Source organism: Psychromonas sp. B3M02 (assembly GCF_003318165.1).
Classification (GTDB): Bacteria; Pseudomonadota; Gammaproteobacteria; order Enterobacterales; family Psychromonadaceae; genus Psychromonas.
In genome coordinates this window covers 19,387-39,147 of the sequence record NZ_QOCB01000013.1, presented here as the reverse complement: position 1 = coordinate 39,147, position 19,761 = coordinate 19,387, and the positions used below count along the sequence as shown (strand labels likewise).

16 protein-coding genes are annotated in these 19,761 nt (G+C 39.1%); 12 read left to right on the top strand and 4 right to left on the bottom strand.

Annotated elements, in window-relative coordinates; all coding sequences use genetic code 11:
- Positions 1-7: 7 nt before the first annotated feature.
- The 9 genes from pstA (at position 8) to nlpI (ending at position 10,188) form a co-directional block, all read left to right on the top strand.
- On the top strand, positions 8-1,669 hold the full coding sequence (gene pstA / locus DS885_RS01725) for a phosphate ABC transporter permease PstA (RefSeq protein ID WP_220149624.1): 1,662 nt from the start codon (positions 8-10) through the stop codon (positions 1,667-1,669).
- A gap of 91 nt (positions 1,670-1,760) precedes the next feature.
- Positions 1,761-2,579 (top strand): phosphate ABC transporter ATP-binding protein PstB, encoded by an 819-nt coding sequence (pstB, locus tag DS885_RS01720; RefSeq protein WP_413692974.1) that lies wholly within the window; start codon positions 1,761-1,763, stop codon positions 2,577-2,579.
- A 13-nt stretch (positions 2,580-2,592) separates the two neighbouring features.
- Positions 2,593-3,300, top strand: coding sequence for a phosphate signaling complex protein PhoU (gene phoU / locus DS885_RS01715; protein ID WP_113817677.1), 708 nt, complete (start codon positions 2,593-2,595; stop codon positions 3,298-3,300).
- A 155-nt stretch (positions 3,301-3,455) separates the two neighbouring features.
- Entirely contained in the window at positions 3,456-4,502 is a 1,047-nt protein-coding gene (gene queA, locus DS885_RS01710; RefSeq protein WP_113817676.1) for a tRNA preQ1(34) S-adenosylmethionine ribosyltransferase-isomerase QueA, read from the top strand.
- Positions 4,503-4,595: 93 nt separating this feature from the next.
- A complete protein-coding gene (gene tgt, locus DS885_RS01705; RefSeq protein ID WP_113817675.1) occupies positions 4,596-5,720 on the top strand; it encodes a tRNA guanosine(34) transglycosylase Tgt in 1,125 nt (374 codons plus the stop codon).
- A 61-nt stretch (positions 5,721-5,781) separates the two neighbouring features.
- The gene (gene yajC, locus DS885_RS01700; protein ID WP_113817674.1) at positions 5,782-6,120 is read left to right on the top strand and encodes a preprotein translocase subunit YajC; all 339 of its coding nucleotides are present in this window, start codon (positions 5,782-5,784) and stop codon (positions 6,118-6,120) included.
- A 110-nt stretch (positions 6,121-6,230) separates the two neighbouring features.
- Positions 6,231-8,093, top strand: coding sequence for a protein translocase subunit SecD (gene secD, locus DS885_RS01695; RefSeq protein ID WP_113817673.1), 1,863 nt, complete (start codon positions 6,231-6,233; stop codon positions 8,091-8,093).
- Between the two features lie 12 nt (positions 8,094-8,105).
- Positions 8,106-9,053 (top strand): protein translocase subunit SecF, encoded by a 948-nt coding sequence (gene secF, locus DS885_RS01690; RefSeq protein WP_113817672.1) that lies wholly within the window; start codon positions 8,106-8,108, stop codon positions 9,051-9,053.
- Positions 9,054-9,234: 181 nt separating this feature from the next.
- Positions 9,235-10,188 carry a lipoprotein NlpI gene (nlpI, locus tag DS885_RS01685; protein ID WP_113817671.1) on the top strand — a complete coding sequence of 318 codons (954 nt, stop codon included), beginning with the start codon at positions 9,235-9,237 and terminating at the stop codon, positions 10,186-10,188.
- Positions 10,189-10,275: 87 nt separating this feature from the next.
- On the opposite strand, the gene nspC is transcribed toward nlpI, so the two are convergent.
- The 4 genes from nspC to DS885_RS17485 all read right to left on the bottom strand — a co-directional run bounded on the left by nspC (position 10,276) and on the right by DS885_RS17485 (position 15,711).
- Complete coding sequence (gene nspC / locus DS885_RS01680) at positions 10,276-11,415, bottom strand: carboxynorspermidine decarboxylase (protein WP_113817670.1); 1,140 nt, start codon at positions 11,413-11,415, stop codon at positions 10,276-10,278.
- Between the two features lie 73 nt (positions 11,416-11,488).
- The gene (locus tag DS885_RS01675) at positions 11,489-12,709 is read right to left on the bottom strand and encodes a carboxynorspermidine synthase (protein WP_113817669.1); all 1,221 of its coding nucleotides are present in this window, start codon (positions 12,707-12,709) and stop codon (positions 11,489-11,491) included.
- A gap of 114 nt (positions 12,710-12,823) precedes the next feature.
- Entirely contained in the window at positions 12,824-14,299 is a 1,476-nt protein-coding gene (locus DS885_RS17490) for a pyridoxal phosphate-dependent decarboxylase family protein (protein WP_181817677.1), read from the bottom strand.
- On the bottom strand, positions 14,299-15,711 hold the full coding sequence (locus DS885_RS17485) for a diaminobutyrate--2-oxoglutarate transaminase family protein (protein ID WP_181817676.1): 1,413 nt from the start codon (positions 15,709-15,711) through the stop codon (positions 14,299-14,301). The genes DS885_RS17490 and DS885_RS17485 overlap by 1 nt, the downstream gene beginning before the upstream one ends.
- Positions 15,712-16,298: 587 nt before the next feature.
- Here DS885_RS17485 and DS885_RS01665 point away from each other — a divergent pair.
- From DS885_RS01665 to DS885_RS01655, 3 genes are read left to right on the top strand one after another with little or no spacing between them, the layout of a single operon-like run.
- Positions 16,299-17,024, top strand: coding sequence for a response regulator (locus DS885_RS01665; RefSeq protein WP_113817668.1), 726 nt, complete (start codon positions 16,299-16,301; stop codon positions 17,022-17,024).
- Positions 17,025-17,040: 16 nt separating this feature from the next.
- Positions 17,041-18,468, top strand: a complete 1,428-nt coding sequence (locus tag DS885_RS01660) for an ATP-binding protein (RefSeq protein ID WP_113817667.1) — start codon at positions 17,041-17,043, stop codon at positions 18,466-18,468.
- Positions 18,468-19,727, top strand: a complete 1,260-nt coding sequence (locus DS885_RS01655) for an ABC transporter substrate-binding protein (RefSeq protein ID WP_113817666.1) — start codon at positions 18,468-18,470, stop codon at positions 19,725-19,727. Before DS885_RS01660 ends, DS885_RS01655 begins: the two co-directional genes overlap by 1 nt.
- Positions 19,728-19,761 lie beyond the last annotated feature (34 nt).

Sequence of the window (19,761 nt, the reverse complement as noted above, 5' to 3'; positions counted from 1 at the left end):
GTTAGTTATTATGGGTAAATGGTTTAAATCAGGCACACCGTGGATTTGGATGACAGGTGGTGCTGTAAGTTTGAGTTTAATCGCAGTAATTGGGTTAATTTTATTAATAGGTTGGAGAGGGTTAAGTTTCTTCTGGCCTGCCACTGTGTATGAGTTTTCAATTGAAAATCAGCAGGCAGAAAAGTCGGTATTAATCGGTGAAATTTACGATACTGAACATGTATTGAAGCAACAATTAATTGATGGTGGTGTGACTGGATTAGAAGATGAAGCCGATTCATTAGATCGCTTCTTACTTAAAATTGGTAACCGTGAATATGTTGATTTAGATTTTCAATGGATTCTAGAAACTTATATTAAAGATAAAAAAGTAGCTCATGATATTGTTGTATTTGAGCGTACTAAAAACGGTAACTTTTACGGTTATCTTGAAGCGATAAAAGAAGGTGAAACAACACTACCAATCGATCAAGCAAACTTAATTGATGAATTAGATCAGCGTCTTGACCGTGCATTAGAGTTTCGTGATAAAGAACATGACTTATTAACCGGTGATATTGGCCGTATTAATAATGACCTAGCGAATATTCGTTTAGAGCAACGTAAGGTTGAATTAGATGGTGAATTAACCGATGCTAAAATCGCTGAGTTTAAAGCGCAAAGTGACGCATTACGCGCAGAGTATTTAGGCTTAGAGAACGAGTTATTTAGTTATCGTGACCAAGCGAAACGCGATAGTGTTGTTGTTAAAGATATGACAGGGCGCTCGGTTAGCATGCCTTTATCTTATATACTTGATTTCTATCAGCCAAACGATATGAACTTCTTTCAAAAAGTAGGACATTGGTTACATCAAGTGTACAAGTTCGTACATGATGATCCACGAGAAGCAAATACAGAAGGTGGGGTATTCCCTGCGATCTTCGGAACGGTATTCATGGTAATGTTAATGGCTGTGATTGTGACGCCATTTGGTGTCGTTGCTGCTATCTACTTACATGAGTATGCAGGTAAAAACAGTATCACTAAATTCATTCGTATAGCGGTAATTAACTTATCGGGTGTGCCTTCAATTGTATACGGTGTATTTGGTTTAGGTTTCTTTGTTTATATCTTGGGTGGCAGTATCGATCAGTTACTTTACCCTGAAGCATTACCATCACCAACGTTTGGTTCTCCAGGTGTTTTATGGGCTGCTTTAACATTAGCTATTCTTACTTTACCTGTTGTTATCGTTTCAACAGAAGAAGGATTAAGCCGTATCCCAAGCACATTACGTGAAGGTTCGTTAGCATTAGGTGCAACAAAATCTGAAACGTTATGGAGAATTGTTATTCCTATGGCGAGCCCTGCAATTATGACAGGTCTTATTTTAGCGGTAGCACGTGCTGCTGGTGAAGTTGCACCATTGATGCTGGTAGGGGTGGTAAAAATTGCACCGACATTACCCGTTGATGGCAACTTCCCATACTTGCATTTAGAAAGAAAATTCATGCACCTTGGTTTCCATATCTATGATGTTGGTTTCCAAAGCCCGAATGTAGAAGCGGCACGTCCATTAGTTTATGCAACGTCATTCTTATTAGTGACAGTGATTATCGGCTTAAACTTAGCAGCTATCGCAATTCGTAATAACTTACGTGAAAAATACAGAGCATTAGAACATTAACAGGTAAGAGTGATTAAAAGTTAACACTAACTATTAACGTATTAGACATTACAAAATCACGCACATTAGTGTGCGTGAATAAAGAGTAGGAATGACAATGATTGATTTATCAAACTTAAACGCGAAAACAAATGATTTAAATACGCTAACGCCTGAGAATACAGCGTTAGAAATTAAAAACTTAGACTTGTTTTACGGTGATAAACAAGCACTTCACAACGTATCAATGAAAATACCGAAAGGTAAAGTAACTGCATTTATCGGCCCATCTGGTTGTGGTAAATCTACGTTACTACGTTGTATTAACCGTATGAATGACCTAGTGGAAATCTGTCGAGTAGATGGCAATATCGAACTACATGGCATTAACATTTACGATAAATCAGTAGATGTGGCATCACTACGTCGCCGAATTGGTATGGTATTCCAACGCCCGAATCCATTTCCAAAGTCTATCTACGAAAATGTTGTGTACGGTTTACGCCTACAGGGTATCAATGACCGTCGCACATTAGATGAAGCATGTGAAACCTCATTACGTGGTGCCGCATTATGGAATGAAGTGAAAGACCGTCTACACGATAACGCGTTTGGTTTATCAGGTGGTCAGCAACAACGTCTTGTTATTGCGCGAGCGATTGCGATTGGTCCAGAAGTCTTATTACTGGATGAACCAACATCAGCATTGGATCCAATTTCAACATTAACCGTTGAAGAGCTGATTACAGAATTGAAGAAAAAATTCACGGTGGTGATTGTAACGCATAATATGCAACAGGCTGCGCGTGTATCAGACCAAACTGCATTTATGTACATGGGTAAGCTAATTGAATATTCTGATACGAATACACTATTTACTTCACCAACTCAAAAACAAACAGAAGATTACATTACCGGACGTTACGGTTAAATAAGGAGCTAAAATGGAAAACTTAAATTTAAACCGTCACATTTCAGGTCAGTTTAATACTGAGCTGGAGAGTGTGCGTAACCAAGTTATGCAAATGGGCGGCCTAATTGAACAGCAATTAATTGATGCATTAACTGCAATGGCAGACAACGATTTAGAGCTCGCGCGTGAAGTGATTGTAAAAGACAACGAAGTGAATCAATTTGAAACACGTGTTGACCAAGAATGTTCTCGTATCATCGCTAAACGTCAACCTGCTGCAACGGATCTTCGTTTAATCTTAACGATTATGAAAACGGTGACAGAGTTAGAACGTGTAGGTGACAGTGTTGCAGCTATCGCTAAAATGGCAATTGAAAACCATGGTAAAAAAGTACCGTCGTTGATCGGGCTAGAAAACATGGGGCAAATTGTTATTAAAATGCTACATAACTCACTGGATTCATTCACGCGTTTAGACCTTAATACAGCGATTGCAGTACATAACGAAGACAAAAAAGTAAATCGTCAGTATGAAAGTATCCTACGCGAATTAATGACTTTCATGATGGAAGATCCGCGCTCTGTCCCTTTTGTACTTAACGTACTAGCATCTGCACGTGCGATTGAGCGCATTGGTGACAGATGTCAAAATATCTGTGAACAAGTCGTTTACTTAGTTAAAGGTATCGATGTTCGTCATGCAACAGAAGAAGAGATCAATTCTCTGATTGAAGAGTGATAGCAAACAGGTTAATTAACTGATACGACCATGTTTTGCACACTTTTTAGGCGTAGGTAATCTGATTATCTACGCCTTTTTTCATTTTAACGACAACCCTTTGCAGCCTTTCTAGCATCAGGTATACTGCGCCTTTTATTTACTGGAACCGTTACATGAAAGTTGCTGATTTTTCTTTTCACCTGCCTGAAGAATTGATTGCGCGTTATCCAATGCCAGAACGTACTAATAGCCGTCTACTTTCATTAGAGGCTAATAGCGGCCAATTACAGCATTTAAACTTCACTGATATTATCGACTTAGTGGATGAAAAAGACCTGTTGATCTTCAACGATACGCGAGTGATCCCAGCTCGTTTATTTGGCACTAAAGAAACAGGCGGCAAAATAGAAGTATTGGTAGAGCGTGTTATTGATGAAACAACTTTTCTTGCGCATGTCCGTAGTTCTAAATCTCCTAAACCAGGCTGCAAATTATTATTAGAAAATGCTGTCAACGCGGAAATGGTACAACGTCAAGGTCCTTTGTTTGAAATCAAAGTAGACAGTGATGACAGTGTGTTACAAATATTGGAGCGTATCGGGCATATGCCGTTACCGCCTTATATTGATAGACCTGATGAAGATGCTGATAAAGAACGTTACCAAACTGTCTATAACAAAAATCCAGGTGCCGTGGCTGCACCGACAGCTGGCTTACATTTTGATCAAGCTATTCTTGATAAAATAGCTGCTAAAGGTGCGGATTCAGCCTTTGTTACTTTGCATGTAGGTGCAGGTACATTTCAGCCAGTAAAAGTAGATAATATACTCGATCATCAAATGCACAGTGAATACGCAGAAGTGTCACAGCAAGTGGTTGATAAAATTATTGCTACCAAAGCAGCAGGCGGACGAGTCATTGCCGTAGGAACTACATCAGTACGTTCTATTGAAAGTGCTGCCAGTGTCACGTTAGCAAAAGGGCTGCCATTAGCGCCGTTCTTCTCTGAAACTAGTATCTTTATTTATCCGGGTTATGAGTTTCAATTGGTTGATGCCATGGTGACTAACTTCCACTTATCTGAATCAACCTTGTTGATGTTGGTGAGTGCGTTTTCTGGTAAAGAAAATATTGACCATGCATACCAAACAGCAATACAAGAAAAATACCGTTTCTTTAGTTACGGTGATGCTATGTTCTTAACTAAAAAATCAACATAAAAACTCACTTTAGCGCTTTGTTGAGTTAAAGCTCAGCGCATAATGCGATGTTTGTACAATTAAAATCAGACTGTTTCTCTGATAAGGAAAACCATGAAATACGAATTAATTAAAACAGATGGCCGTGCACGTCGTGGCCGTTTAACCTTTGACCGCGGTACGGTTGAAACACCTGCATTCATGCCTGTGGGTACTTACGGCACGGTAAAAGGGATGACACCTGAAGAAGTGGATGCAACAGGTGCAGAAATTTTATTAGGTAATACTTTCCATCTTTGGTTACGTCCAGGGCAAGAAGTGATCCGTCAGCACGGTGACTTACATGATTTTATGAACTGGAAAGGTCCAATCTTAACTGACTCAGGTGGTTTCCAAGTATTCAGCCTGGGTAAAATGCGTAAAATCAAAGAAGAGGGCGTTTACTTTAGAAGCCCAGTAAACGGTGACCAAGTGTTCCTATCACCGGAAGTATCAATGGATATTCAATATGACCTAGGGTCAGATATTGTGATGATCTTTGATGAATGTACTGCTTACCCTGCTACTGAGCAAGAAGCGGATGTTTCAATGAAATTATCATTACGTTGGGCTGAACGTAGCCGTAAACGTTTTGATGAACAGAAAAACCCAAATGCATTGTTTGGTATTATTCAAGGTGGTTGTTATGAGCATTTACGTGATGTGTCTTTAGAAGGCCTAGCGAAAATTGGTTTTGACGGTTATGCCATTGGTGGTTTAGCGGTAGGTGAGCCAAAAGAAGATATGCACCGCATTTTAGAATACATTGCACCTAAGATCCCTGAAGACAAACCACGTTACTTAATGGGCGTAGGTAAACCTGAAGATTTAGTTGAAGGTGTGCGTCGTGGTGTGGATATGTTTGACTGTGTAATGCCAACACGTAATGCACGAAATGGCCATCTATTTACTACTGATGGTGTGGTTAAGATTCGTAATGCTAAGCATCGTGAAGACCAAAGTCCATTAGATGCTGAGTGTGATTGTTACACTTGTAAAAACTATTCTCGTGCTTATTTATACCATCTTGACAAGTGTGGAGAGATCCTTGGGGCACGCTTAAACACGATCCATAACTTACGTTATTACCAACGTTTGATGAAAGGTTTGCGTGATGCCATTTCAGAAGGTACATTAGACGAGTTTGTTGATATATTTTATAAGCGAATTGGAAAAGAAAAACCAGTTCTAAATAATTGATAACACAATACTATTACCAAACCATTAGATAGTTTAATTTTTATACAATAAAGGATATAACATGAGTTTATTTATCTCTCAAGCACATGCAGCAGCTGAAGGCGCACCAGCAGATGGCGGCGGCATGCAAATGATTTTTATGTTGGTAGTTTTTGCAGCTATTTTCTACTTTATGATCTACCGCCCACAAGCGCGTCGTACTAAAGAGCATAAAAACCTGATGGAAAGCATCAGCAAAAATGATGAAATACTAACAACTGGTGGTTTAATCGGCCGTGTTGCTAAAATCAGTGCTGAAAGTGAATACGTTCAAATAGAGTTAAATGAAAATAACACTATCGTAATCAAAAGAGATTTTATTACAGCTGTACTACCTAAAGGTACGCTTAAATCAATCTAAATAAAAAAGGCAGGTTATCCTGCCTTTTTGACGACTAACATCGTGATAATGTATTTCCCAATACTACGGTGTTAGTTTTTTACCTTTAGCGTCAATTAAAGGACATTATCGTGTTAAACAAATACCCTCTTTGGAAGTATTTACTACTCGGGTTTATCGTTTTATTTACCCTAGTTTATGCTGCTCCAAATCTTTATGGTGAAGATCCTGCTGTACAAGTCTCAGCGACTCGTGGTGCTAAAGTTGAATTATCTACTTTAGACAAAGTACAAGATATCCTTAAACAAACTAATATTTCACCAAAATCTACCATCCTAGAAGATGGACAAATTCTTGTTAGATTGACTTCAAGTGAAGATCAATTACTCGCTAGCGAAGCAATCCGCGCCAACATTGGTGATGGTTTTGTAACAGCCCTTAACTTAGCGGCTGCAACACCTGGATGGTTAGAAGCTATTGGTGGTGGGCCATTAAAATTAGGCTTAGATTTACGTGGTGGTGTTCACTTCTTAATGGAAGTTGACATGGACGAAGCGATCAGCAAAGAGCAAGATCAGCTAGTTCAAGATTTACGTTCTGAATTGCGTGAACAAAAAATCCGTTATCGTGGCATTGAAAAAGCATCAACACAAACGGGCGTGATTGTTCGTTTTACTTCTCAAGATATCTTAGATGATGCTGTTGATTACTTGAAGCCACTAAATCCAGGTTACAGCTTCGCAGAAAAAGAGACGGGTGGTACTTTCTACCTAACCGTTAGCATGACAGATGAAAAACTCAAGTCTGCAAAAAATGATGCGTTAGAGCAAAACTTAGGTATTTTACGTAACCGTGTTAATGAGTTAGGTGTTGCTGAACCATTAGTACAACGTCAAGGTGAAGACCGTATCGTGGTTGAGCTACCTGGTATTCAAGATACTGCTCGTGCTAAAGAAATTTTAGGTGCGACAGCAACGTTAGAATTCCATGCGGTTGATTCTGATACTGATGTGTCTGATGCATTAGCTGGACGAATTCCTGCATCTTCTGCGTTATATAAAGAACGTGATGGTTTACCTGTTGTTGTTAAGAAGAAAATTATTTTAACCGGTAACCACATTGTGGATGCGCAGTCTGGCGCAGATGAATATGGTCGTGCACAGGTTAATATTTCTTTAGATTCACAAGGCGGCAGTAAAATGTCTCGCTTTACTAAAGATAATATTGGTAAACCAATGGCTACACTATTCATTGAGTATTTACCAACGGGTAAGAAAAAAGCTAACGGTAAAGCTGAAACTGAAAAACGTATTGAAGTGGCTAACGTTGCGACTATCCAAGCACAATTGGGTCGTAGTTTCCGTATTACTGGCTTAGATAATACTGCTGAAGCACATAATTTAGCTTTATTACTGCGTGCCGGTGCCTTAACTGCACCGATTCAAATCGTAGAAGAACGTACTATCGGGCCAAGCCTAGGTCAGCAAAATATCGATAATGGTATGAAAGCGATGATTTATGGTCTATTAGCTGTGGTGATCTTTATGCTCATCTATTACCGTAAGTTTGGCGTAGTGGCGAATGCGGCTTTGATTCTAAACCTAGTGATGATTGTTGGTTTCATGTCGCTCATTCCAGGGGCTACATTAACCTTACCGGGTATTGCAGGTATTGTGCTAACAATTGGTATGGCGGTTGATGCTAACGTACTTATTTTTGAGCGTATTCGTGAAGAGCTGAAAGCAGGTAAATCTGTTCAACGCTCAATAAACGAAGGTTACTCAAATGCGTTATCAACCATTGCAGATGCAAACATTACTACCTTTATTACAGCGGTTATTTTATTCGCAGTGGGTACAGGTCCAGTGAAAGGGTTTGCGGTAACACTAGCAATCGGTATTTTAACTTCAATGTTTACATCTATCTTCGGTACACGTGCAATTGTTAATGCCGTGTGGGGTGGACGTAATGACATTAAAAAACTTTCTATCTAAGCAGGGGGCACTATGTTTGAAATAATTAAAACGAAGCAAACTATTGGCTTCATGAAATTTGCAAATCCTGCAACCTGGTTATCGTTAATACTAGTGATCCTTTCTGTTGTGACGCTAAGCATTAACTGGCTAAATTGGGGATTAGACTTTACTGGTGGTACATTGATTGAAGTAGGTTTTGAACAACCTGCTAACCTTGAAAATGTGCGTACTACTTTAGCGGATGCTGAATTCCCAGATGCAGTTGTGCAACACTTTGGCAGTAGTCATGAAGTGATGGTGCGTTTAGCGCCTCGCGAAGGTGTAAAAGGGCAAGTGATCGGTAACCAAGTGTTAGATGCATTAACAAATGCAGACTTTGGTAACGTAGATATGCGTCGTATCGAGTTTGTTGGTCCCAATGTAGGAGATGAGCTAGCTGAAAATGGCGGTATCGCTATCATTATCGCACTGGTCTGTATCATGTTATACGTAAGTATGCGTTTTGAATGGCGTCTAGCAATGGGCTCTGTATTAGCACTGGCACACGATATCATTATTACTTTAGGTATTTTTTCGTTATTCCAAATTGAATTTGATTTAACGGTATTAGCGGCGTTACTAGCGGTAGTTGGTTACTCGTTAAATGATACTATCGTAGTATTTGACCGTATTCGTGAAAACTTCCGTTTATTAGCATCAGATACTCCTTCTGATATTGTTGATAAATCTTTAACGCAAACATTGAGCCGTACGATTATTACCTCAGGTACAACTATTTTAACCTTGGTTTCATTGTTTGTAGTGGGTGGTGAGCTTATTCATGGGTTTGCAACCGCATTATTGATTGGTATTTTTGTTGGTACTTACTCATCTATTTACGTGGCAAGTGCATTAGCCATTAAATTAGGGATTTCTCGCGACCATATGATTCCAGAAGTTGTGGAAAAAGAAGGCGCAGATCAAGATGCCATTATGTAATTGATAAGGTTATTTTCACCACTAAAAAGCACTGCATTGCAGTGCTTTTTTGTTATACCAATACCAGTTCAGTAGTATTTTTAAACGTAATTCATTGATTAATTGTTCAATTGTAAGGCAAAACTTTACATTATCTTAGATATAGTACACTCTTGAAACTCTTGTTTAGAAGGGTTTAACCATGCAAATATCTTTAAAAGAATTATTTCTAGTTTTCTCAGTTGTTACACTCACTGCTTGTTCAAGCTTAAATAATGAAAATAAAAGTTATACACTAGCCGCCACGGGACAAGGAAACTCCGTCTTCCCTATTGCAACACCAGTACAGGTTACTTACCAAGATGAAGTAAAGCTGTTGCGACTTACCCAACTTATTGCAGATAAAGAAAATATTGATGATAAACAACGTGCAGTATTATTATACGAACGTGGTTTAATCTATGACCGTATGGGACTTAGCGCTCACAGTCGTTATGACTTTACCCAATCCATTAATTTAGATCCTACTCTAGCTGAGTCTTATAACTCACTGGGTGTGTATTTATTATTGGGGGAAGCCTACGATGAAGCCTTTGATGCCTTTGATTCTGCGATTGAATTATCAGATACTATGCAATATAGCTATTTGCACCGTGCCATTGGTTTATCATTAGTCGGGCGATTGGATGGCGCGCAACAGGATATAGAGCACTTCTATGACCTTGATAAAAGTGACCCTTATCGTGTGTTGTGGCGTTACATTATCAATTCACAAGTGGATTTAGCTGCTGCAGAAACACAATTAGATAATGTGCAGAAGGCAGATGATGATAAGCGTTTTGCTTGGGCGATTGTAGAAGTGATTAATGGTGATTTATCGGAGGAAGATTTCTTCGATAATATTGCTAATGGCATCCAAACTAACGAAGAGTTAGCACAACGTTTATGTGAGGCTTACTATTACTTAGCACATTGGCACATGAATAATAATGCCTTGGATAAAGCCATTTATTACTTAAAACTAAGTGCTGCGACTAACGTAAAAGACTTTATTGAATATAAATATTCGCTGATTGATTTAAATAATATTCAGAAAAAGTTACAAGCACAGGTGGCTAAAGTGCAAGAGGCAAAAGAACAAGGTGCTACTCAGTAGGAATAGTTTTTGTCCAGTTAATCTTTAGTTAAAAATGCCCATCTTTTACTCTGATTGATGGGCATTTTACTTTTCGGGATTGATGCTTTAACGCCCTAAAGTGCCTTTAAAGTCTTCATAACCAAACTCATTTAATACTTCAATTTGTCCATTTACCTTTTCAAAGTAAATGCTTGGCATTTTCAGGCCATTAAACCAGTTAAGTTTAACCATGGTATAACCAGCGCTATCTAATAGATGCAATTTTTGACCTATCTGTAAAGGCTGTGCAAATTGAGTTTCACAAAATTGATCGCCTGCTAAACAAGAGCAAGAGCCAATCACATAGGGGAATTGACCATCTTCTGACGCTTCTTTTACCGAAGCAGGCTCATTATAAATTAATGTATCCAATCGATGTGCTTCTGTGGCGCTATCTACAATGGCGGTTTGCTTTTCGTTTTCAACAATATCAATGACGCTTACCACTAAGTCAGCAGTACGAGTAATGATGGCTTCACCAGGCTCAAGGTACACTTGCAAATCATGTTTTTCAGCAAAGGCTTTTAAGGCTAAACCAAGCTTTTCAATTGGGTAACCAGGGTAAGTAAAAAAGATACCTCCCCCTAAACTTAACCATGACAATTTATCTAAGTAAGCAGCAAAGGTAGAGGAGATATGATCTAATACCTTGATAAACGCATCTACATCTTTATTTTCACAGTTCATATGAAACATAAAACCATCTACTTTATCAGTCACAGATAAGTCTAATAATGATTGCTTCACCCCTAAGCGTGAATATGGGCGCGCTGGATTGGCTAAGTCTTGACCGGCTACGCTCATTTCAGGGTTGATACGTAAACCTAATGAGGCATCCTCTTTACACTGCTGATAATGGTGATTTAGCTGTGATAATGAGTTAAAGATAATCTTATCTGATAGTGGTTTTACTGCTTCGATATCCGCATCGGAATAACCAACACTATAAGCATGAGTTTCACCACCAAACTTTTCGTGTCCTAATCTTACTTCATAAGGCCCTGAGCTGGTTGTGCCGTCTAAATAGGGTTTGATAGTGTCAAAGGTACCCCAAGTTGAAAAGCACTTTAAAGCCAGCACTAATTTAGCGCCTGAGATCGCTTTTAACTGTTTGGCTTTTTCAAGATTATTAATTAACGCTTGTTCGTTAATCATAAAGTAAGGGGTGTTTAAACTGTCTTTTGATGATTTATCAAGTACTGCCATAGTCTTTTATTTACTCGAATAAAAAGATGGCGAAGTAAATACTTCGCCATAGTAGATACAAAGGGGGGTCTGGTTACTCGGCTGGTAGTTCCATTACTTCCCACGTTAAACCAATTGTTGGCATTAGCTCTAAGAAATGATCTGGGTTTAACTGTTCAACATTAAACAGACCTTTATCACTCCATTTTCCTTGGAAGTAAAGTAATGCAGCAGTGATCGCAGGTACACCTGTTGTGTAAGAGATCGCTTGGTGTTCAACTTCATTGTATGAGGCTTTATGGTCACATATGTTGTAGATAAACACACTTTTTGCCACCCCATCTTTTTTACCACGTAACCAAGTACCAATACAGGTTTTACCTGTGTAACCTGGTGCTAAAGAGGTTGGGTCAGGCAAGATCGCTTTTAATACTTTTAATGGTTCAACAGTGATGCCGTCACAAGTGGTAACTGGCTCTGTACTTAATAGACCGATAGTACGCATTACATTGAAGTAGTTTAGGTAACTGTCTGAGAAACCCATCCAGAACTCAATACGTTTAGCTGGAATATATTCAGCCATTGAACGTACTTCATCATGGGCCATTGAGTAGACTTTTTGCTTACCAACTACTGGAAAATCAAATTCCATCATACGGCTATGACAAGGCACTTGATGCCATTGTTTGTCTTCGTAATAGAAAGAGTCACCTTGGATCTCTAGCATGTTGGTTTCAGGGTCAAAGTTGGTTGCAAACTTCTGACCGTGATCACCGGCATTAACATCCATTACATCGATGCTGTCAATTTCATCAAATAGGTGTTTGTGTGCATAGGCAGCAAATACACTCACCACACCAGGATCAAAACCAGCACCTAAAATGCCTGTGATACCTGCTTCTTTAAAGCGCTCAGCAAAGGCCCATTGTGGGTCGTAAGCTTCAGGTACTTGTTGACCTGGGCTACATAAATCAGTGGCTACTGACGTGTCTAGGTAAGCGGTTTTAGTTTGTACACAAGCTTCCATGATGGCCACATTAACCCATGGTGGGCCTGCATTTATCACTAAATCAGGTTGTACTTGATTGATTAATGCAACTAAAGCAGCCACATCATCGGCATCTACTTTAACGGCACTAATATATTTACTACTGTCTTTTAGGTTATTACGACCTTTGATAGAAGTAATGATCTTCTCACACTTAGATAAAGTACGAGAAGCAATAGTAATATCGCCAAAAACATCGTTATTTTGTGCACATTTATGTGCTATCACCCATCCTACGCCACCGGCGCCTATTTGTAGTACAGACATGTTGATCCCTATATTTATTCTTTCGTGTATTGCTTAGCTAACTACTAGCGAGAAACGCTAGTGTTAGTAATCTCATTGTTAGTCTGTTGTTATATTAAAACGACTTTTAAATTGTTACTGATTGATTAACTGCAAGGCAGTAGTTTCAATCTTAGCGATTAATGAATCAAAATCTGCGCTGTTTAAACATGGGTTTAATAACGTAAATTTAAGCACTAGTTGACCATCAACTTTCGTTTCTGCAATCACAGCTTCACCGCTAGTTAATAGTTGTAAACGCAAGGTTTGATGTAATTGATTGAACTCGACATCATTAAGCTCACCTTGAATCTTACTTGATAAACGGAATAATACTGTTGACAGCAATGGTGTACAACATAACTCAAAGTGTGGGTTTTGATTGATCTTATCTGCCACTTCCTGGGTTAATGACAACAGGTGGTCGTAAAATTCACCGAACTGTTTTTCACCCACTGCTTTTAATGTCATGAACATTTTTAATGCATCAAAACGTTTGGTAGTAGCGATACTTTTGTCTACTAAGTTTGGCAGTTCATCGCCTTCACGGTTTAAGTAATCAGCGTGATGTAATAGGGTATTGAAGTTGGCTTTATCTTTAATCAATAAAGCACCACAACTGATTGTTTGATAAAACAGTTTATGGAAATCAACACTCACAGAGTCAGCAAGTTCAATGCCTTTAAGGCGACCTTTATGTTGTTCACTTAATTGTAATGCTGCACCATAAGCGCCATCAACATGTGACCAACAACCTGCGTTACGTGCAATATTAACAACCGCTTCTAAGTCATCAATTGCACCATGGTCGGTTGTTCCTGCCATAGCTACAACTGCAAAAGGTAATAGATCCTGCGCTTTTAATGCATCAATAGTTAGCTGTAATTCATCAACATCAATTTGACCTTGTACATTGGTTTTTACCAATACAACACTGCGCTCACCTAAGCCCATTAATGACGCTGATTTTTGTACCGTGAAGTGACTTTTATCAGAGCAAATAATACGCATTTTTTGAGCATAGTGTGGCAGACCATCTTGTTGAATATCATGTTGCGATTGTTGGTATGCATACCAGTCACGGGCTAATAATAAACCCATTAAGTTACTTTGTGTGCCACCGCTGGTAAATACACCATCGGCACGCTCGCCAAGTTGGTATGTTGCGCATAACCAATCAACCATTTGCTGCTCAACAAACGTAGCAGCAGGTGCTTGATCCCAAGAATCCATAGATTGGTTTAATGCAGCAATAAAATGTTCAGCGACAATCGACGCAATTAAAGGCGGCGTATGTAAATGAGCAATAGTATGCGGGTGCTGTACCAATAATGAATTTTTAGCGATTAATTCGTTGGTGGTTTCAATCACTTCTGCAAGTGGTGCAGGTTGTGAAAAATCAACGCCGTTAAGTTGCTGTTTTAATAATGCAGGTTCAAGCCCTGAGTAGGGCTTAGTTGCATGTTGAAATAAACCGTCAATGGCTGCTTTAGTCTGTGCCGTTGCTTGCTCAAAAGCTTGGTTTTCACCAAGCTGAGCAAAATACGCTGACCAGTTATTGCTTGCTGTCATTATTGTGCTTCCACTGCAATACTGATCGCTTTTTCGATCGTTTCAATCACAAAGTTAATTTGTACTTCACTGATCACGAGTGGTGGTAAGAAGCGTAATACCGCACCTTGGCGTCCACCTTTTTCAATGATCAAGCCTAACTCTAACGCGGCACGTTGGATGGCGATAGCTAATTGCGGATCTGCAACGGCTTGCCCTAAACCATTTGTTTCGCCTGGTTTAACTATTTCAATACCATTCATTAACCCACGACCACGTACATCACCAATCTGTGGGAAGTTGGCTTGTACGCGTCGTAAACCGTCACGTAGTTGCTCACCACGTTGTGCTGCATTGTCTGCTAAATTATCACGTTGGATGATTTCTAATGTTTTTGCTCCACTTGCCATGGCTAATTGGTTACCACGGAACGTACCTGTGTGCTCACCTGCATTCCAGCAATCGAATTTCTCATGGTAAAGAATAATCGACATCGGCATACCACCACCAATCGCTTTAGATAGGATCAGGATATCTGGTTCAATGCCTGATTCTTCAAAAGCAAAGTGATCGCCACTACGACCAATACCACATTGTACTTCATCAAAGATCAATAAAATGCCATGCTCGGTAGTAATACGACGTAACTCTTGTAACCATTCTTTAGGCGCTGGGATCACACCACCTTCACCTTGGATTGGCTCAACAATAATCGCTGCAGGTTTAGTGATACCTGACTCGTCATCACATAATACTGATTCAATATAACGAATACTTTGCTGTGCGCCAGCCTCACCACCTAAGCCAAACTTACAACGGAAGCTGTATGGGAATGGCATAAAGTGCACGTCTGACATTAAGCCTGTACGACGACTTTTAGAGCCTAAGTTGCCCGTTAATGCTAGTGAGCCATTCGTCATGCCGTGGTAAGCACCTTGGAATGACATCATGGTATTACGTTTAGTGTACAACTTAGCTAATTTTATTGCCGCTTCAACAGCGTCTGCGCCAGAAGGACCACAAAATTGAATACGTGCTGTTTTAGCAAAGTTAGTCGGTAAAAACTGCATCACAGCTTTGATAAATGCATCTTTGCTTGGTGTGGTTAAATCCAACGTTTGGTGAGGCACACCCATATTAATTTGGTTAATCAATACTTGGTTAATTTCACTGTGGTTATAACCTAATGGCAATGCACCAGCACATGCTAAACAGTCCAGATACACTTGACCTTTAGTGTCCTCTACAATTGCACCTCGACTGCTTTTGATAGCAATCGGCAAACGACGTGGGTATGAACGCACTTCAGATTCATAGTGTTCTTGACTTAGTAACACTTCATCGGGTGTTAAGTCATACGGTGAAGTCACAACAGGTACTTCTGAATCGTTTAAAGAGTGACATTCTGGTGCTAAATTTAGGACGTTTGGCATTTTACGCTCCACTAAATTGGAAAAATTAAAATACATCAATTTATAAAAATAAATTGAGTAAATAGGGCATAGCAATAGATTAATTACAAATATTCGGTACGGGTTTTACAGTTTCTTAAGGCAAATGGCTCAAGGTTCGACTGTACGTTCTCGATGTTGTAATGAGTATTGTTTTTGGGGGTTAAAATAACGATTCAGAGATCTAGATGAGTCAATGTTAAGTGTTTGCATTGTATAGGCCTCCGTTTAATAGTTAATCGTTAAAATAATTTGAGTTGAATTTGAAAACGCGCGCATTTTATCATCGTTTTTAGTCAGTGCAAGCTTAAAAAACAGGTTTATTTAAATTAAAATTAGTAGTGTCTCTATGTTGTTGAAATTAAATCGCTTAACTATATTTTTGTTTGAATAATAGCCTTTTTATTTGTGTGTTTTTTTAGTGATTTTGTTGTGTTTTTGCGGGTTGAATCAATACTCTACAACAAAACCATGCAGTTTATTGTTTGCGATCATCTGTTTAGTTTAAAATGGTTTCTCTTTCGGTGATATTTTTCTGAGTAAATCTTTTCTTTAATAAGCGAGTGCATGTGTCAAATAGTAAACAGATTTTAGTGGTCGATGACGATAAAACAATTCGAGAGTTGTTATCTGAATATTTAAGTAAAGTAGGCTTTTCAGTGATTGCTGCTGAAGACGGTGTTGCGATGGAAAAGCAATTATCAGTGCATCAACCAGACTTGATTGTACTAGATATTATGATGCCAGGTGATGATGGTTTTGTATTATGTCAGCGTGTTCGTCAAACCTCTAATGTGCCTATTATTATGCTAACTGCAAACTCCGACGAAGTGGACAGAGTTTTAGGCTTAGAAATTGGTGCGGATGACTATATGGCGAAACCTTTTAGTCCGCGTGAATTATTGGCACGGATCAAAGCTTTATTACGTCGCAGTGCTTTCCATAAAGCAGCCATTGATTCGGTAAAACCACGCTTTATGAAGTTTGCGCAGTGGAAGCTGGATGCGTTACAACAAACTTTATTAAATGATAACGGTGAGAGCTTGCCCTTAACTGGCGCGGATTTCCAACTACTAATGTTATTCTTAGAAAACCCTAATCAGGCTATTTCCAGAGATAAAATTTGCCAAACTCTTCATGGTCGTGATGCCTTTTCAAACGAACGTGCCATTGATGTACACCTAAGTCGTTTACGCCAGAACCTTGGCGACGATGCAAAGCAACCGCAAATCATTAAAACAGTGCGTGGTGCGGGTTACGTTTTTATTGCTGAAATACAGCAGCTCACTGAATAAGTAAATTTGGTAAAATATGGCCTATATTAGAAAGCTATTTGGTTCCTTAATCTCGAGAATGTTGTTACTGACCATAGTGTCAGTGGTATTGGCACAAAGCTTAACCAGCCTTTTTTGGGTAACACAGATCGCTGATACTGAAAAAAATGCGGTGATCGCTAATGCCCAAAACTTAGCGAACAGTGCCGTCAGTACTATCTCGTTTTTTCAAAAATTACCCAATAGTTATCGTCACTTGGTGTTAGAGCAACTTCGTGATTTAGGTGGCTCCCGTTTCTTTGTGTCTTTAAATAAAAAGATGATCGATATTAACCCGATTAATGACAGTGATTTAAAGCAGCAAGTGTTGGGTGATATGAAAAATATTGTGCAGAAAAAATTGGGGGAGCATAGAGCGCTTTATCTAGAGTTTTCTAGTCCTGATGACTTGCATGTTATTAATAACAATATTCTACTTAAAGATTTACCACCATCTTGGGGCGCTTATAGTTTAATGATTCCGTCGGTGAGTCCGCCAATTTTGGTGTTACAAATGGAGTTAGGTGAAAATGAATGGTTATACCTAGCGGCAGTATTACCACCCCCTTATTTATTAGATGATCCGTCTCCAATATCAACACAGCAGTTTGTGTCGATAACAGTGACTACCTTTATTTTATTAATGTTTATCTATCTGATTTTTTATTGGCAAACACAGCCCTTAAAGAATTTAGCATCGGCGGTAGGTGAGTTCAGTATCGACTTCACTAAACCACCTTTAGTAGAGCAGGGGGCAACTGAAATTGTTGCCGCTACGCGTGCCTTTAACCATATGCAGCAAAAACTGCAAAGCTATATCAAAGATAGAGAAGAGGTATTTCGTTCAATATCACATGATTTAAAAACACCGATCACTCGTTTACGTTTACGCGCAGAGTTATTAGAAGATGAAAAACAAACAGATGCTTTTAATGTTGATTTAGAAGATCTAGAAATGCTGGTTAAAGCGGCATTACAAACAGTGAAAGACACCAATATCCATGAAAATATTGAGAATATTAATATCCATAAATTGTTAAAGCAGATTGTTGGTACACAAAAAGAGATTATCTCATTACATATTAATACCAATGAAACCTTCCGAGGCAAACCGCATGCCTTAAAAAGAGCCTTATCTAATGTTATTGATAACGGTGTGAAATATGGCGGCAAAGTTGATGTATTTGTCAAAGATTCCGCGCACTCATTAGTGATTACAGTAAGGGACCAAGGTCCGGGTATTGCAGATTCTGATTTAAGTTCAATATTTACACCTTATGTGCGTTTACATAATGATAAACAAGGGCATGGTTTAGGTTTGGGTATTGCTCGTAATATCATTCAAGCACATGGTGGTGAAATCCATCTGTTCAATCATCCGCAGGGTGGCTTAGCGGTATGTGTCATTCTTCCAAGAGCATGTTAATGAAAAAAACTATCTTATCTCCTTTATCGATACTTGTGTGCTCAGGAGCATTGGTGCTCTCTAATAGCTTGCAAGCAGCGCCTTTTGAAGTATTACACTGGTGGACGGAACCCGGAGAATTACAATCAAAACAAGTGTTGGTTGATCACCTTAAAGTCAATGATATTGAGTTTGAAGACTTTGCAATTGTTGGCGGCGGCGGTGATGGCGCTATCCATGTATTACAGATGCGCGCTTTATCAGGCACACCACCAGAAGCAGCTCAGATCAAAGGGCCAGATATTAATGAATGGGATAAGTTAAGCATGTTAGTGTCCATCGATCAGCTAGTGGATACCCAGGCTTGGACTAACTTTTTACCGGAAGTAGTGATTGATGATGTTTCCGTTGACCAAGAATATATGGGCGTTCCTATTAATATTCATCGGGTTAACTGGTTATGGTTAAATAGCAACATTTTTAAACGTTTTGGTTTAGCTGCGCCTAAAACCTGGAAACAGTTCTTTGCTGTGGCTGATTTTATCCAAGCCAAAGGAGTTAAACCTTTATCCATGGGAGGCACACCTTGGCAAGATGCATTGTTATTTGAATCTGTGGCTATTTCTGTATTAGGTCCAGAGAACTATATTAAAGCCTTTGTTCACTTTGATAATAGCGTCATTAACTCTACTGAGATGGTTGAAGCTTTTAAGCTATTTAAGCGTTTACATGCTTACACGTCCATTGCACAACAGGGGCAAGATTGGTTTTGGGCTTCACAGTCGTTTATTAATGATCAAGCCGCAATGTTCTTTATGGGAGATTGGGTGAAAGGGAGCTGGACTGCTGCGGGTAAAGAAGCATTAAAAGATTACCAATGTGTACCAGCACCGGGCACAGAAGGGGTATTTAGCTATAATATTGATAGCTTTGTTTTGTTTAAAAAAGTCAATACAGAGATTGAATTAGCGAATCAAAAAACCTTCGTCAACACATTAATCTCACCTGAGTTTCAAATTGAATTTAGCAAGGTAAAAGGGTCTATTCCAGCACGCCAAAATGTAGACTTAAGCGGTTTTGATGCTTGTTCAAAACAGTCAGCACAAGATTTTGATAATAAAGTGAAAGTACCATCATTTACCCAAAATATGGCAACCAGTAGCCATCAGCAGGGGCAAATTATTCAGCTTATCAGTGATTACTTTAATAGCGAGTCTTTGAGCGCTGAAGAGGCTGTGCAGCAACTTAGTGTGATGGTCAAAGCGTTAACCTCTAAATAAAGCGCTATTGATATGCCATGAAGCTGCTGTTTGG